Source organism: Verrucomicrobia bacterium S94, from assembly GCA_004299845.1.
GTDB lineage: Bacteria > Verrucomicrobiota > Kiritimatiellia > Kiritimatiellales > Pontiellaceae > Pontiella.
Genome location: CP036201.1, coordinates 749,606 through 766,340, shown reverse-complemented (window position 1 = coordinate 766,340; position 16,735 = coordinate 749,606). Strand labels below are relative to the sequence as shown.

At 52.3% G+C, this 16,735-nt stretch carries 10 protein-coding genes and 1 pseudogene; 1 reads left to right on the top strand and 10 read right to left on the bottom strand.

Translation table 11 applies throughout. From position 1 onward, the window contains the following. Window positions 1–12: 12 nt before the first annotated feature. From EGM51_03290 to EGM51_03250, 9 genes and pseudogenes are all read right to left on the bottom strand, one after another. A complete protein-coding gene (locus EGM51_03290; protein QBG46464.1) occupies window positions 13–1,860 on the bottom strand; it encodes a sulfatase in 1,848 nt (615 codons plus the stop codon). A 24-nt stretch (window positions 1,861–1,884) separates the two neighbouring features. Continuing rightward, window positions 1,885–3,288, bottom strand: a complete 1,404-nt coding sequence (locus tag EGM51_03285) for a hypothetical protein (GenBank protein QBG49233.1) — start codon at window positions 3,286–3,288, stop codon at window positions 1,885–1,887. A gap of 57 nt (window positions 3,289–3,345) precedes the next feature. Continuing rightward, window positions 3,346–4,992, bottom strand: a complete 1,647-nt coding sequence (locus tag EGM51_03280) for a sulfatase (protein QBG46463.1) — start codon at window positions 4,990–4,992, stop codon at window positions 3,346–3,348. Window positions 4,993–5,003: 11 nt separating this feature from the next. After that, window positions 5,004–6,581, bottom strand: a complete 1,578-nt coding sequence (locus tag EGM51_03275; GenBank protein ID QBG46462.1) for a sulfatase — start codon at window positions 6,579–6,581, stop codon at window positions 5,004–5,006. A 143-nt stretch (window positions 6,582–6,724) separates the two neighbouring features. Beyond that, window positions 6,725–7,120, bottom strand: coding sequence for a hypothetical protein (locus EGM51_03270; protein QBG46461.1), 396 nt, complete (start codon window positions 7,118–7,120; stop codon window positions 6,725–6,727). A gap of 12 nt (window positions 7,121–7,132) precedes the next feature. After that, window positions 7,133–9,004: a hypothetical protein gene (locus tag EGM51_03265; GenBank protein QBG46460.1), complete on the bottom strand. Its 1,872-nt coding sequence runs from the start codon at window positions 9,002–9,004 to the stop codon at window positions 7,133–7,135. Between the two features lie 30 nt (window positions 9,005–9,034). Continuing rightward, window positions 9,035–11,815, bottom strand: coding sequence for a glycoside hydrolase family 2 (locus EGM51_03260; GenBank protein ID QBG49232.1), 2,781 nt, complete (start codon window positions 11,813–11,815; stop codon window positions 9,035–9,037). After that, a pseudogene (locus EGM51_03255) lies at window positions 11,815–13,253 on the bottom strand (altronate dehydratase). Before EGM51_03255 ends, EGM51_03260 begins: the two are co-directional and overlap by 1 nt. Further along, window positions 13,240–14,673, bottom strand: a complete 1,434-nt coding sequence (locus EGM51_03250; GenBank protein QBG46459.1) for a tagaturonate reductase — start codon at window positions 14,671–14,673, stop codon at window positions 13,240–13,242. The pseudogene EGM51_03255 and the gene EGM51_03250 overlap by 14 nt, the downstream one beginning before the upstream one ends. On the opposite strand from EGM51_03250, the gene EGM51_03245 reads away from it, so the two are divergent. Continuing rightward, the gene (locus tag EGM51_03245) at window positions 14,637–15,923 is read left to right on the top strand and encodes a helix-turn-helix domain-containing protein (GenBank protein QBG46458.1); all 1,287 of its coding nucleotides are present in this window, start codon (window positions 14,637–14,639) and stop codon (window positions 15,921–15,923) included. The two genes, EGM51_03250 and EGM51_03245, sit on opposite strands and share 37 nt — an antisense overlap. Window positions 15,924–16,053: 130 nt before the next feature. Here the strand turns inward: EGM51_03245 and EGM51_03240 are convergent, their stop codons facing one another. Beyond that, complete coding sequence (locus EGM51_03240; GenBank protein ID QBG46457.1) at window positions 16,054–16,638, bottom strand: hypothetical protein; 585 nt, start codon at window positions 16,636–16,638, stop codon at window positions 16,054–16,056. Between the last annotated feature and the right edge of the window lie 97 nt (window positions 16,639–16,735).

The following is a 16,735-nucleotide window of genomic DNA, read 5'->3' as shown; positions in this document are numbered from 1 at the left end:
GAACATCACGAATTACGGAATAATTTCCGGCGGAATATCCAGTTTCTTATCGTCAGCGCCCTGGGCAAAATTACTGATTTTATAACTGTTTTTCTGATCCCAGTCGCATTCCACCCGACCGTCACCCAACACAATACGACCCAGTTTCTGACGGAACCATTCCGCCAGCTGACGGTATTCCGGATCCGCTGCCACATTGTTGCGTTCCAGCGGATCCTTGCGCAGATCATACAGCGCCAGCTCCGCTTTCTCCACCGGACACTCCAATGCCCACTTGATGTCTTTATTCAGATTACCTTCTTTCGGCTTTCCGTTATTCGGGCGGGTGCGCATTGAAAAAGCGAAATCCTTCGAGCGCATATAGGCGCGCGGACCGTAAATCAGATTCATTTCCCCCAGCCCATACTCGCGCTTAACGGCTTTACCGGAAAGCACTTCGGCCAGATCGTATCCATCCAGATAATCATACTGCGGATCATGAATATCCACCCCTGCAGCCGCAAGAATCGTCGGCATGAAGTCAACATATTCAATGATTTCATCGTAGATCATACCCGCCGGGAATTTCGTTTTATCGGACGACACCACAATCGCCGCGTTATGAACCGACTGACGCCATGGACTGAATTTGGTCTCAATACCCTGCTCGCCCAGATGCCAGCCATGATCCCCGACCGTGTAGATAATCAGATAATCCCGTCCGTTCTCCGCACAGTATTCTTTGAATTTCTTCACCGCTTCACCGATCAGCGCATCGCCATGGGCACAGAAGGCATAATAATCCTGAACCGCCTGCTGAAATTTTTCAGGTGTATAGGCGCGGTTCGCTGAAATGTCCTCCGGCGTACCGAGCACCTTCATGCCCCGGGAGAGCTGCTGCAGCTGCGGCGGAAGTTTCGCCACTTCATCATTACTGAACTCCGGAACCCGGTAGTGCTTCTTCTGGAAACGGTCGCGGAAGGATTTCGGCGGCAGCACCGGCGTATGCGGCAGGCGGAAACCGATTTCTGTCATCGCCGGTTTTGCTGTCGGTACACCCTGCTGTTTCCGGCCGAAGCACGTGCTGTACTCCGTATCGGCATGATCAAGATAGCGCTCGAACTCCTTAACAATATAGGCGTCGATCGTCTTATCTTCCGGCTGCGGGTTAACCCCGCCATAGATCAGCTTTTTACTGTAAAAACCTTCCGTATCGGCTCGGAGAATATCAAATTCCTCATCCGTTTTTTTCCGTTGGGCAATATCCTCTTCGGTCAGTTCACCCGAATTCCGTTTAAGAAAATATTCACGGATGGTTCCGTCGGGATACATCACCTTTTCCGTCGACCCTTCCGGGCTCCACCCTCCGGCATAAATATCGCCGAAACCGTTCGCCTGAAGATCATGCTTAAAGTGAACCTTTGTGCCGAACAGTCCGGTCGTCACGTATTTGCCCACTTCGGTGTAAATATAGGAATCCGACTTGCCGAATACTGCGGTACTGTAACCGTTTTTGCGCAGTGTCTGATGAATAATCGGTTTCACGAAATCAGGAAACTGATGGGTCAGCTCAAACTGATAGTGCCCGTTGCGGAACGGATAGCGACCACTGTGCATGGACCCACGCGACGGCCCGCACGCCGGAGAATTGCAGATAGCCCGTGTAAACAGCACCCCTTCTTCCGCCAGCGCATCAACATTCGGCGATTCCACATAACCCAGCGGACTTTCATCCGTACCGTAAACCGCCCGATTGAAACATTGCAGCGAATCCGGCCGCTGGTCGTCCGTTACAATCCAGAGAACATTCGGTCTTTTTTCGGCAGCACCGGCGGCAGCAGCACAAAGCCCGCTGATTAAAAGCAAACTTATTTTTTTCATCGTCAATACATTCTCCTTTTCTGATTATTTCCCCGGAATCATCGGAGTAACCGCTTCAGCATCGCTCTTAAAGCCTGCGACTCCTTCTTTATAAAAATGAATTTTATCAATCCGAAAACCGCCGGAGCTTCCACAGATCCAGAAACAGTGATCTCCCGCTGATAAATTATAAACCGGTTCTGACAGACTGCCCTCTTTCGACCGAAATGCGCCATAGTTCTTATGAGCCGTATCCCACGTAAAACCGGAATATTTCCCCGATTCAAAACCGGTCTTCCGTGTAACCCCGTATGGATGGACCGGATTGAGTCCCATCAGCGTAAAACAGCTGCTCCATCGGTCTTTGAAACCGATGCTCTCATGCGCAGCCTTCAGTGCCATACGGTATTTCCCAGGATTGGAAATACGGAGTTTATAAAGCAGTACCCCCTGATGCTGATGACTGATTCTATGCCTGCCGGGCGGCATCCAGCAGATTGCTCCGTCCGCCTTATCCAGCACCCAGTAATCGGAAAGCGGTACGCTTTCAGCTTCGATCACAATCTTCCCGTCCACCTCCTGAAAAACAAATTCGGTTTCGGGCGGAACAACGTCGGGTTCAACCCCTGCCGGAGCTTTCGGAACGTCAGCATTTCCGTTTTTTTGCGGAATAGGTTCCGTACCGAACCAGGCCGCCATTTCCGGAATCGTCACCCTTTCTTCTTCACCGTTAATACCGATAAGCCAGGCCAGCATCCCTGCATCTGAAACATCCGGTTTTCCGGCCACGATCCGTTCATAAACCCAGTTCAGGTTCGGATCCGCATGATCCCGCAGCCAGTGAAAATCGGCATCGTCTTTTCCTTTCAGGCCGCTGCCGTTCCAGCCGTTCTGATCTTTAATTCTCAAATAGCCGATCTCCGGCACCAGCGCCTGAATATCATTCCAGTTGCGATGCCAGAGACGCGCCTTGAAATATTCATTGTAATTATGATGGGAAACCAGAATCACCTCTTTCCGTGCAACCGGATCAGCCGCCTCCAACGCCCGATAAATCAACTCCATCGGCCCGGCCACAATCAGATAGAGCGGATCTTCGGCGGAGGATGCATTGATGACTTCTATCAGATGAGCAATTGCACCGGCCGGATCCATGGCCGCATCAAAAAAACGACTGCGCTCAAAGCCCCAGCGGGCCTGCCCGCCCATAGCTCCGATCCACATCCGGTTATCAGCCGGCTCAATTTTCCGGTATTCCAGAAAATTATTGAAATCAAAATGGACCAGATTGTCCTGCAGTCCCGCTTTCGCAAGCATGGCCAGCGAAAAGGGCGTGGCGCCGACATCATCCGCATCGGCATCCGGATTGCCATCCGCGCTGATAGCAATCCGGTTATTCCGTTCCCACGGCGATTCCGCAGCACCGGCATCCGGAGTTTGGGCCGTCACCAAAAGAACAGCCACACACAAAACTCTTCTGCCCAGTACCGCCATCGCCGATTCCGGTTATTCTTCCGGCTTCAGATCCGCAAAGGTACCCGGAACATCCTGCAGCAGCTTTCTCAGTTTTTTCTGCATCTTCTGCAACTTCGCCTGATATTCAGGATTGTTGGCCAGATTGGTTGTTTCGCGCGGATCACGGTTCAGATCATAGAGCTGGTCCGGATCAAAATAATTATCCTTGAACGGCGGATTGTTCAGATAAAGCTGGAAGCGCTCCATATGATGCCCTCCCGGAGCCATCCCCATGTGCATATAACGCGGATTCTCTTCTTCATGCCACATCTTCTGCGTCCACGGGAACATTTTATGGATTTTCGCCAATGCTTCACGGTGCTCCTGCTGAATCACTTCTTTCGGACGGTTGGTGTAGCTTTCCGGAACACGGAACGCGAGATACTTGAAATTATCGTCGGTAACCACCGCACGCGTCAGCCCGATTTCCAGGTACATCGCATCGCGCCAATCCTCGACCTTTTCTCCACGGCACAGCGGCATCAGACTGGCCCCGTCAAGAACCATATCTTCCGGCGGAGTAACGCCGCAGAAATCAAAGATCGTCGGAGCAATGTCAATATTGGCTACCAGCTCCTTCCGTTCTCCCGGTTTTACAACCCCCGGCAGTCTTACCATCATCGGCACATGTGCGCCCCCCTGATAACAGGAACCTTTACCCTGGTCATCCGTGCTGTTGTCATTGAAATAAATGATCAGCGTATTGTCATCCAGCCCCAGTTCTTTCAACTTGTTCTGTACGGCACCGACCACATCATCCAGCCAGGTGGCTGCAATCAGTTTTCCGTTCTGACTTTCCGGAACTCCGGCTTCACGGGCCCGACGCAGCACATCTTCACGCGGAGGCAGAACCCCCGGAGCGATCGGTTCATCCATCCAGCCCAGCGGCGTCAGACGCGGATCCTTCTTCAGATCGGCCGTACAGTCCGGAACGTGCAGCAACGTCGTGGCAAAATACAACACAAACGGCCGGTCCTTGTTCTCCTCGATAAACTTCAGCGCATGCATCGTCTGCCATTCCGGCACGTGTACATTGCATCCGGTTTTTACCAGGTTCGGATCATCATTCGGATTACCGTGAAACGCCGCACCCACATAATCGAAACCGAACTCGGCAATATCCTTGCAGTAGTATTCCTGATTATATTTCAACACTTCAATAACCGCCGGATCTTTGGGATCAGTACCCGGAACCGTTTTGCGGTGGCCGTGTTTACCGCTCGATCCCACATGCCATTTGCCGACCATACCGGTTTTATATCCATTGGCCTGCATGACCCGAGGGAAGTTCCACTGGCCCTCTTCCATGCCCATATTCCAAAGCACTTTCGTCACACCTTCGGCACTGATTTCCTTACGGAACTGTGGCGACGGACAACGGCTGGCATACTGCCCCGTCAGCGCGGAATAACGACTCGGCGAACAGACACTGCTCGTGGCATAGGCCCGCGAGAAATAAGCCCCTTCCTTCGCCAGCTTATCAATATTCGGGGTATGTGCCTTGCCCCCGATGAAACCGAACGAATCCATCGGCTGGTCATCGGTATAAAGAATTACCACATTCGGTTTTCGTTTAGCCGCAGTTCCCGAAAGAACCATGCCCGAGAGAATCAGGAAAAGAATCCATATTTTTTTCATAACACTGTTCCTTAAGAATTAACCGGTGCCGTGCGCACTCCGCTCTTCCGGATTTTCATATACTTTTCGAACATTTTCTCCGCACGTGCTTTGTATTCCGGATGGTTGATCAGGTTTTTCTTCGGATTTTCATTCGGATTGGTCTCCAGATTATACAGCTCAATCGGCTCCCACCTGCTAAGCGGGTGATTGCTCTGGATAATCAGTTTCCACGGACCTTCCCGATACATCACCTCAAAAGTGGCTCCCGACTGCCAGGCCAGAAAATCGCGCGGTTTAAACTCCTTCCCCAGAAGAATCGGAAGAATGCTCGTTGAATCCAGCGTATCCTCATCGGTCAGTTCGATTCCGACAATCTGGGCCACGGTCGCCATCAGATCGTGAGTAACCACCAGTTCATCAGAGGTCTGGCCGGGTTTGATATGTTTCGGCCAATGAGCAATAAACGGAACACGATGGCCGCCTTCATGCGGAGCACTCTTTGCCCCGCGGTAGTTTCCGCTCGGCCGGTGTCCGGATTCCAGCGTTCCCGGAACCTTCCAGGTCAGCCCGCCGTTATCCGTCATGAAAAAGATCAACGTGTCCTCCAGCACATTATTGGCTTTCAGAGCATCCACAATCCGCTTGACTTCAAGGTCCAGTGCCTTGATGCACTCCATATGGCGCGACGGCAGCGTTCCGCGGATCTTAACTCCATCCATTTCGGCCGGCGGGATATGCGGACGGTGAGCTTCAGGACTGCAGTAGTAGAGGAAAAACGGTTTTTTATTGGCATACTCATTGATGAAGCCCACCGCTTTGCTCGAAATGATATCGGGAATGCGCGAGGTATCCCAGCGGGAATCCCCCATACCCGGACCTTTGTCGGAGATCGTAAGAACCCCTTCCACTCCAACACTTTTTTTATCCTCTTCTGTCACTGTTTCAGGATCCCATCCATTCTCCTCATTGAAACAGATGATTTCAGATACTCCTTCTTCAAACGGTGCCCACTTCTCATTTTCGTAGGCCAGATAGAGCGGCCCCTGCACCCCGGTCGGGAGAGCATAGCTGTACTCAAATCCCATATCAATCGGACCGCCATACGCCACCTGTGTCATATCCGCATTCACCACTTTGTCGTCTTTATCGTTGCCTCGATAATACCCTTCACCCTTGAGTTTTTTAAAGTTCAGGCCCAGATGCCATTTACCGATAAAGCCGGTTGCATATCCGCCGTCGCGAGCCACCGTTCCCAGCGTGGTATCGCCCTTCTTGATGGCCCCTTCATAAAAAGAATTCCAGACGCCCCACGGGGCTTCCGACCGGTAGTTGTTTTTCCCACTCATGATCGCATAACGCGTCGGAGCACAGAGCGATGTGGAGGAGTGTCCATCCGTGAACCACATGCCGTTTTCCGCCAGCGCATCAATATTCGGGGTCTCAAACACCGGCTTCCCGTCCATGAAATGTTTGCGGTAATAGCTGATATCCCCGGACCCCACATCATCCGCGAGAATAACCACAATATTCGGTCGCTCCGGAGCCGCAAAAACCGCCCCGACTCCCGCAACCAACGAAACTGCAATAAATAACATTAACTTCTTCATAATTTCATCCTTTCAAACGGTTCAGGCAACGAACAATATCTCAGTTATGAAAACGACTGTCACTGGGCATATTGGTTGTTTTTTTCTGTCCAAATTTTCTAAATAACACATTTCCACTCTGCTACAATGTACGCGCCCCGAGTTCATTCTTCGATCGCTACGGTTACGGAACTTTGGATCCCGTCCCGGAGATAGGTCTCACCTTCATTTTTAGCCGAAGGTTTTGCATCATCCCAGGAATAGGCATTCACCTTAACCTTACCGGGCTGATGCGCATGCAGCACCCCGAACTTATCCACCGCGGCAATCTCCGGGTCAGTACTTTCCCAAATCACCCCGTTGCGCATTGCATTGGACGGGTAGACTTTACAGGAAAGCCGGCTTTTCCGCCCCGGTCTCACCGGCACCTCACATTTAATAATCTGCAACCGCTCCACCGGAACATACTTATGCTGATCAAGGACCCTGCCCAGCCGAGCATAAGCCTCCTGCTGTTCGGCATTCAAAGCATTCAGATCCAGCCCGGCATCACACAACATCCTTGCAGGACATTAATAAAGTGTAGCCGGAGGCCGCGTCGGGAAAACACGTTCACACTGCTTATTGATATAATTTCCCGGTTTCTGCCGTTTCAGATTATCCAGATTTTCATACAGCCACTCATCCGAAGTGCTGTAACCGATTTCCCGGCCCCGCTCATCCGTCAGAACCACCAGATAACCGGCATATTTTTCGCCACGCGGTTCTCCTTCCACTTCATAATTCTGAAGTACCACTTCGCGTCCGCTCTTAAAACTGTACGATTTCTTATTTTCCCGGGTAGGAATAAACGACGTCTCCTGCCGGTCCAGCAGAATATATTTTGTACCCAGCCTTTCCTGACCAATCACAAACATCTCGGCGTTTACACGATAAGGATAATCTCCGGTGCCGACCTGTTTCAGCCGGAACCCATAATAACAGCGCTGTTCGGGCGGCCGTATATTATCCGCATCATAACTGTCCATCGCAAACGTCTTCTGATTACTGTCCCGCACAAAATTAATGTCGAATTCCGGCGGGAGAGAAAGCTCCACATTCCGCAGACTGAGCTCGGTCAGCTTTTCAAGCGGCACCTTCACCGCCTTATTCCGTGCATTCTTAAAAACAGCCGTACCGGCCATCACATTCACCAGCTCGGCCTCGAAAGCGGTACCATCCTGCAGCTCCCAGGTGGCGACATCCGACTCCGGAAGATTCGGCTCAACCGGCACCGGATTCGCGGCCTGAGCCGGTTCCGGACTCATTTCAGCAGAACCGCCGGCATAGTCATTGAATACAGGTCCGTCGGTCAGGCTCACCTCGCCTTCAACCAGATCCTTATAAATGATATCCATCATATCACGGGAAATCGGAGCCGTTTTAAACACCGGAAGAATCGGACCACCCTGCTTGCTTTTCGGGTACTCCACCCCTTTTTCTTCTACGGCGAGGAAGAAACTGGCCTTACCTCCGTTATCACCGATGATGATTTCCAGATCAAGCGGAACGCCCGGTTCCAGCGTAATCCAGTCCCCCACAGCAGCCCGGCTGTTCCCCAGAATAAACCGGTAGGAATCCATGGATGAACTCTGCCAGAACGGTGTCACGGTATCCGGTTCAACATTGGACCACCCGGTATCTGTATTCGCCCATTTTGCACCCACCACAATTTTTCCATCCACCCGGACCAGCAGTGTTTCATCGGCCGCCGCCCAGAAGCGGAACGTAATGCCTTCCGCATGGACCAGCTGGCCTTTATAATGCACCATCCACTGGGCCCCACTGGCATCGCGGTCGCCGAAAGCGGCCGGCGCAATGGACGACTGCGTTGTCGGAACAATCAGAGAAGTCGCATAAATCTTTTTCGGCGCACGATAAAATTTCGACAGCACCGAAGGCTTCCAGCCCTTCCGGACAAAATCAATCATGTTGGCCCGGAAAGTCTCTTTATCGTTGGAAATAAACCGACCCTGCCGATCCAGCTTCAGGTCATAATACGTGCCTTCCAGGTCGCTGCCGATTGACTGCGAACTTCCCAGTACCGATAGCGATTCCAAATCCGGCATAATCTCAAAACCGCCGATATCCCCGCTCAGGTTCTCTCCGATTCCGGACAGTTCCGGAAGCTGTATATCGGGCATACTGGCTTTCTGCACCTTGGTAACAATCCGGTTGGTCGCCTTCGGTTTCGATGATTTTTTCACCTTCACCTTCGGCTTTTTCAGTTTCATCTTCGGACGGTCAACCGGTTTGGGCGGCACGAATTTTTTCTCTTCTTTCTGAGTGACCGAAAAGACCACCAGCAATCCGGCCAGCATAAATGCCGCAGCATGAACGATTATACTAATAAGAAAACCGCTCGGCGCTCCTTTTGAGATCCCTCTATTATTCTCATTTTTCATAATCCCCTCCGAATGAATTCTAATGGGTAATTATTTAACCATCAATTGTATCCGGCCGGCAATTGTTCTTTTGAGTACAGTCACATTTCCTTGCGGTCCCAGCTCCCACGCGTTGGCGAATTTGGTTCCCGTCCCGGGAAGTTTATGGAACAGATACAAACCGCCGGATTCCGGGTAATGCCACCATGCATGCACCGGACTGGTCGGCCCGTGTTTATTCCGCTCGCCCTCCGCATTGGCCGGACGCAGCACACCGACCGCCGCATAATCCGTATCGGCTACCAGCGTCTTTCCGGATTTCAGATTCAGCTGCATCCAGTCGACATTTCCGAAAATGCCTTTAAAGGGCGTTTCGCCCCAGTTCACACCGACAACATGATCGTTATATTCATTTTCCCACAGCCCGAACTGCGGACCGCGCAGCCGGTTGCCCCAGATACGGTCCGGGCCCTGCCCCAGCCACCGCTTCGAAGCCACCGCGGCTTCTTCCAGATCAAACCCGATTGCGGCATACACCAGTTCGTTAGTCGGAGCCGAAAAATCATAATCCAGCACCGCCGAACCATCCGGAAGAACCGTCCAGCTGAATGACGCATCTTCGCTGACCGAACGAATGACAACGGTATTGTTCTTTTTCGCAACCGAGGTTTTCCAGACACAGGAAAATTCCAAAGCGCCATCCAGCGTGCCCGCATAAAGTACGGGGCCCCGGCCGAATCCTTCGGCACTGCAGTTCAGCAACTGTCCGGTTTCGGGAGAAAATTTCCAGGTAGTTGTACCGGCTGTAATCTCGAACGGATTGTCATCAGCCTGCCGCACGACAGCTTCGGCACCTTTAATTTCCGGGGAACGGATCGGCCAGGCCCACTGCATAATTTCCCGTCCGCCGGAACTGAATGCTCGCAGTTCTAGTGCCGTAGCCTTTTTCCAATTCTCCGGAAGCCGCAGTTTCAGCATCCCCGTTTTTCCAGGTTTTATTTTCGGTCCTGTCACCCGTCCTTCGGCCTGCACACTGCTCTGTGTTTCTTCAAACGGTCCGGTATGATTCACAAGTTTCCACTCAAACGAACAGGCATCCAGGCGGGTTTCATAAAACCGGTTTTCCAGCGGGATTTTTCCGCTGAAATTATCCGGCAAACTTTTCATGGCAATTTGTATCGGTGACCAGATTTCACGAATGGAATAATAGCTGGCCTCCTTCTCTCCGTTCGGACCGACAATACCATCCGCCGAATGATTGCCGTCGGTATCCAGCATTCCCTCCCGGTCTGTACGGGCAATCGCCGCATCGGCCCAGCACCAGAGCACCCCGCCGGCCGCGATCGGCGAAGCTTTAATTGCATCCCAGTAATCCTGCAGTCCGGCCCCGTGACCTCCATCATAAAGACCATGCAGAAACTCGGTCGGCAGATAAACCTTATCATGACTCAGGCGCAGCTGGAATTCCTTCCAGTCCGGATAATGCTTGGTATTCATCCCCTCAAAATAAGCCCATGGATGAATGATCGGACGATTCTGCAGATCGTAAAGATGATACAGTTCATCCACTTCCAGATTAAACCCGTTTTCATTGCCGTTCGCCCAGATAATCACCGACGGATGATTCTGATAGGTTGTAACCAGCTCATACACCAGATTACGTGCAATCGGCGTATCAATCACCGGATCATGCCAGTTGCACAGCTCCGTAATCACCATCAGACCCAGCTCATCACACGCCCTCATAAACTCCATCGTCGGCGGCATATGGGAACGTACCAGGTTGGCATTCATCGCCTTGATCTCACACGCTTCGCGCCAGACCCGCTCCGCATCAATCGCCCGCCCATGCTGCGGATCAAACACATTGCGGTTCACCCCTTTGATCAGAATACGTTTGCCATTCAGATAAAGTCCATCGCCCAGCCGATGTTCAAACGTCCGGAAACCGAAACGTTCAACCGTTGTCGACAGCACCTTCCCCTTGTGTTTCATCGTCAGTTTTACCTGATACAGATTCGGATGTTCCGGCGACCACAGCGACGGTTTTTTAATGTGGTTTTCAAGGCGTATGCGTCCGGCCGAACCATAAATGGGGGCGATCATCGGCTTTCCGACATTCTCCCCGTCCAGCGTCTGGATCTGCGCAGTGAGTTCATCCACGTATTCCTTAAACTCCTCACGGAATTTGGTAGGCTGCTGCACCTGCGGAAATACATCCATTCTGAACGATCCGTCCATCCGCGCATCAATCGCTACCCGGTTCACAAATTCACGCGGAAGCACTTCCAGATAAACCGGACGGTAGATCCCGCCGAATACCCAGAAATCCGCCTTACGCTCCGCCTGATCCAGGCTGTCGTTGTCCGGTTTCTTCTTTACCAGCACTTCAAGAACATTTTCCTCGCCGTATTTAAGCTTGGTTTTATCCAGAATATAGCGGAACGGAAGATAGCCGCCATAATTCGGGAACCCGGCCTGCTTACCGTTAATCGTCACCTCGGTCTGCGTCATGGACCCTTCAAACACCAGACGCACATGTTTATCTTTCCACTCCTTCGGAGCAAAAAAAGTGGTCTTATAGCGGCCCGTTTCGTCCGCTTTTTCCGCGGCCGGTTCATGGCCATAATTGTATGCGCCGAACCCCTGCTGCTCCCAGTTCGACGGCACCGGAATCTTCGTCCACTCCCCGCTCTTCCGACCCTTGGAACAGAAGAAATCCCACTCGACCGCATCCGACGGCCCTTTACCGCTCAGATAAACCCGCTCAGCGTGCTGTGCTGCAGCACTGAATGCGATCCATGAACTCAATGCAACCAGTATCCCTCTCATCACAACGTCACCCCCTGTTTCCAAATGGCAAAATCACGATACCCGTTTTCTTCCGACCGCGTTTTACGTCCTGAGGCCACATCGACCAGATAATCAAAAAATTCGTTACCAACCGGAGTCATTTCAGCCCCTCCAACAGCACACCTGCATTGAAATCGATCCAGTTTTTCTTCCGCTCAGCGAGCACCGAATTGGAAGAAATCTTCACCACCGGAACCGGTCCGCCCAATGGAGTACCCCGTCCTGTAGTAAACAGCACCATATGGCAGCCGGCAGCAGCCAGCGCAGTGACGGCTACAATGTCATTACCGGGACCCTCCAGCAGGGTCAGCCCGTTTTTCCGAATCCGCGCACCGTACCGCAGCACATCACTCAACGGTGCAGTTCCGCCCTTCTGCACACAGCCGAGCGATTTATCTTCAAGTGTCGTAATCCCGCCGGCTTTATTACCCGGCGACGGATTTTCCCCCACCGGTTCACCGTGCGAGAGAAAATAGGTTTTAAAATCGTTCACCACATCAACCGCATCCTGAAATACCTGCTCATCCTCGGCCCGGTTGAACAGTATGGTTTCAGCCCCGAACGCTTCCGGAATCTCGGTCAGTACCGCGGATCCACCGCGCGCAATCAAACGGTCCGAAGCCGCGCCTACCAGTGCATTGGCCGTCAGGCCGGAAAAAGCATCCGACCCGCCGCACTTCAATCCGATCCGGAGTCTGGAAACCGGTAACGGCTCGCGCCGATCCTCCGCCGCCGTTTCGCACAGTTCATGCAGCCGTTTCCCACATTCTTCCAGCTCATCCTCCACCGCCTGCGTTACCAGAAATTTGACACGGCGCTCATCCACCTCCCCGATCAGTTCCCGGAATTCTTTCATGGTGTTGTTTTCGCATCCCAGACCAACCACCAGCACACCTCCGGCATTCGGATGCTTTACCAATGCCGAAAGAATCGCCCGCGAAGCTTCATGATCATCCCCCAGCTGGGAACAGCCGTACGGATGTGCCAGAACGACCACATCATCCACGTTATCCGGCAAACCTTCTGCACAAAGCCGCGCCGCCGCCTTTTCCGCCAGTCCGTTCACACATCCAACCGTCGGTACAATCCAGAGTTCATTACGTATCCCGACATCCCCGTTGGCCCGAGGATACCCCATAAAGGTTTTCCCATCCGCAATACGCTCCAGCGGCTGGAAGTCCGGTTCATACGTATATGCCTGAACCCCGGACAACCCGGTCTTTACATTATGATCATGCACCCAGTCGCCGGCTGCAATCGCCTCAGTCGCATAACCGATCGGGAAGCCGTATTTAATGACTGCCTCTCCTTTTCCAATCGGAACCAGGGCTGTTTTATGCCCTCTCGGAATTTTATCCGAATCGTCGGAAATGACGACGGCGACGTTATCGCGTTCATTGATTTTAAGCGTCTTCATGATCCAACCAGTCTTTTACCGCTTTACGCATACCACCATGCAGCATCCGGCCCAGCGCTTTTGAAACCTCCAGCTCGAACCCCGGCAGTGCCGTAAGATCCTCGCCCCAGAAATCCGTATGTTCCAGCACCCGCGCAACCACCTCAGGCCCCGACCAGGCCGTTTGGAAAAATTCGAGAACCGCCGGATCATCATTCGGTTCATACCCGTCCCGCAGATCTCCTTTATAAAAGGCAATCAGCGCCGCCATGGAAAAAGCCAGTAGTGAAGGTACTTCGCCGAATTTCACGATATAGTTTTTTACCGACGGTAAGACGCGCACTTTCCATTTTGAAACCGAATTCAGACTGATGGAAAGCAGCTCGTGCCGAATAAACGGATTTCTAAACCGTTCCAGTACCGCCCCCGCATAGACCTTCGCTTCTTCCCGCTCCACATCCAGCGTCGGAATAATCTCATTAAACAGAACCGCCTGCACGTATCTTCCGAAAAGCCCGTCCTCCACCATCTCACGTACAAGATCCAGACCGCCCAGATAGGCCGCCAGCACACTCGATGTATGAGCACCGTTCAGAATACTGACCTTCAGATTCCGGTACGGCTGCATGTCGTCCGTCCAGACTGCATTCAATCCCGCCTTATGAAACGGCAACTCGGCTTTCAACTCCTCAGGCCCTTCAATCACCAGCAGATGAAAAATTTCTCCGGTACAGATCAGATCGTCCGAATAACCCAGCTGACTTATCATCGATTCCGCTTCATCGCCGGGATATCCCGGCACAATACGGTCCACCAGCGTACTGAGAAAAATACAGTCGTTTTCAATCCAGGCATCAAAGTCCCCGCCCAGCTTCCAGTCCGCAGAATGCTTCAGAATGCACTCCTTCAATTTACGGCCGTTATAGTTGATCAGTTCGCAGGGCATGAAAATCATCGCGGAATCAGCAGTGCCGCCAAGCAGTTCAAAGCGCCGGACGAGCCAGGCGGTCAGTTTTGCCGGAAAGGATGCAGGACAGGAATCCGGTGGTTCCATACGCTGATAGGCAATGCCCGCTTCCGTCGTATTCGAAACCACAAAACGCATATCCGGATTGGCCGCCGTTTCCAGAAAACCTTCCCAGTCGGAATAAGGATTGATTCCCCGGCTGATCGAACTGATCACTTCATGAGAGTCCACCTGTTCACCATTCTGAATTCCCCGCAGATAAAGTGTATAAAGGCCTTTCTGATCATTCAGCTTTTCAACCAGACCGTTTTCCAGCGGCTGAACCACCACAGCGCTTCCGCCGAACACACCGCTCTCGTTCATGCGGTGGAACATCCAGTCGATAAACGCCCGCAGAAAATTGCCCTCTCCAAACTGCAATACCCGTTCCGGCGGCAATGAAGCCGTCATCCTCTTTTGATCTATCCGTTCCATGTCCCTCTTGTCCTTCTTCTCTATATTCCAACAATTGGAATACACAACCAACGCAACAGCCTACGCCGGGACGGACAGAATTCATATTGCATGGTTTATTATTTATTATTGCAAAATACGCCACAACACATTTCTATAATTCCATGCTGAATAAACGAAGAGTGCTGCTGCTGCTCAACGCCTACGACCTGCCCACCCATCAGGCCGCCGTTGAAGCCGCCCGGAAATTCAACTGGCACCTGGATACCAATCTGCTCACCCCCACCGGCATGGTCAACCGGTGGCGCGGCGACGGAATTCTGAGTTCGCTCACCGACAATCCGCGCACAGCCGGCTTTATCCTGCAGCATCCGGAAATCCCCTGTGTCGACCTTTCCACCTGGCGCAATGATATTAAACTTCCACGCGTCGGCGCCGACAACACGGCCATCGGCCGGATCGCCGCGCGCCATTTTCTCTCCTATAACCACCGCCACTTTGCCTGGTATGCCAGCACACCGACACCGTTCGGCGAAGCCCGCCAGGGCGCATTCAGTGCTGAACTGCAGAAAAGCGGAAAAACGGTAATCCGCATCGATGGAGCCGGCAGCCTGAACAATAACACCATGGCCGACCGACTACGGAACCTGCCCCGCCCCTGTGCAATCTTCACCGCAAACGATGCCGACGCCGCCTGGATTTCCGCCCTCAGCCTGGAAGCCGGATTTCAGGTTCCGCTCGATTTTTCAATTCTGGGTGTCGACAACAACCCGCTGGTCTGTGAAGTACAGAGTGTGCCCATTTCCAGCATCGACCGCGACACCTCCGGCATGGTTCGAAAGGGCGCGGAGCTGCTGCAGGCCGCCATGGACGGCGAAACCGTTCCGGCCAATACGGCATTCATTCAGCCCAAAGGGGTAATCACCCGCGCCAGTTCCGATACCTTTGTCATGGCCGACGAACTGATTCGACGGGCCATCCATTACCTGCAGCAACATCTGGATGAAAAAATCGGCACCCCCGAAGTCGCCGCCGAACTGGGCATTTCCCGCAGCCTGCTCAACCGGCGGTTCCGGGAATCAGCTCAAACCACCCTGCACCAGACCCTCATGAAAATGCGCCTCAACAAAGCCGCCGAACTGCTGCTTTACACCAACTGGACCATCGAACACATCGCCGCCGAAACCGGCTTCACCCACGCCTCCCACCTCAGCAACAGCTTCAGAAAACATTTCGGACAAAGCCCCCTCGCCTACCGGAAATCCCGATAACCGGGCAATCAAAGCAGAGCCATCAAGACCCTGCTATGTATCTCTTTCCCGACCGGGCAGTACGTCTTTGCCGGATAAACAAAAGGCGAATGGAATTTTCCATTCGCCTTCTTCCCGCCTATACAGAAACTTACATCATAAAAAAACGCCGAACCGCAAGAAGGCCTCCTCCAAACAATCCGACAAATCCAATCGTTGCCGGTTCAGGAATAGCCGAAAAGGACTCAACCTCTCCAGTCAACATCGTTAACGTACCTTCAGAAGTTATAATATTGGAAAACAGCGTAAAGTCCGCGAGAATTCCTCCACTGGCGGAATAAGCAGAAGTTCCATTCCAACCCGGCTTGCTCGGATCAGTAATCGTAAGAATATTTGAACCCTGCACTATTCCTGTCATTGCAATGGGAATAAATACAAGAGCAGCATCGTTGGGTGCAGTTAAAACACCGTGTTCCAGAGTTACAGAGGCAGAAGCAAAACCGGCTATTGTTATTTCTGATACCGAGGGGTTCAGAAAAACGGAAGTGGTTTCGCCAGCCGGTTTATACACATTTTCACTGTCATATGAAATCGTCCACGTAAATACACTATCTGTGAAAGAGCTGATTCCAAGCGATCCGCTTCCGCTTCCTGTTATTGTCGCTGTGATGAGCTCAGCCTGAACAGCACCACAAACAAATGCCGCTGTCAGTATGGCTATTATTCTATTTTTCATCGTATCCCTCTCCTTTATTTGAACCATCAGCTTTTTTGAGCAACAAACCCAAAAGGAAAACTGAACGTATAGGGATTTGAGTACGCATTACTTACGC

Bases quoted from the DNA above. Each gene is read 5' to 3' on its own strand.
- EGM51_03290 (QBG46464.1), bottom strand. From the start codon at position 1,860: ATGAAAAAAATAAGTTTGCTTTTAATCAGCGGGCTTTGTGCTGCTGCC.
- EGM51_03280 (QBG46463.1), bottom strand. From the start codon at position 4,992: ATGAAAAAAATATGGATTCTTTTCCTGATTCTCTCGGGCATGGTTCTT.
- EGM51_03275 (QBG46462.1), bottom strand. From the start codon at position 6,581: ATGAAGAAGTTAATGTTATTTATTGCAGTTTCGTTGGTTGCGGGAGTC.
- EGM51_03270 (QBG46461.1), bottom strand. From the start codon at position 7,120: ATGTTGTGTGATGCCGGGCTGGATCTGAATGCTTTGAATGCCGAACAG.
- EGM51_03265 (QBG46460.1), bottom strand. From the start codon at position 9,004: ATGAAAAATGAGAATAATAGAGGGATCTCAAAAGGAGCGCCGAGCGGT.
- EGM51_03260 (QBG49232.1), bottom strand. From the start codon at position 11,815: ATGAGAGGGATACTGGTTGCATTGAGTTCATGGATCGCATTCAGTGCT.
- EGM51_03245 (QBG46458.1), top strand. From the start codon at position 14,637: ATGAAGCCGTCATCCTCTTTTGATCTATCCGTTCCATGTCCCTCTTGT.
- EGM51_03250 (QBG46459.1), bottom strand. From the start codon at position 14,673: ATGGAACGGATAGATCAAAAGAGGATGACGGCTTCATTGCCGCCGGAA.
- EGM51_03240 (QBG46457.1), bottom strand. From the start codon at position 16,638: ATGAAAAATAGAATAATAGCCATACTGACAGCGGCATTTGTTTGTGGT.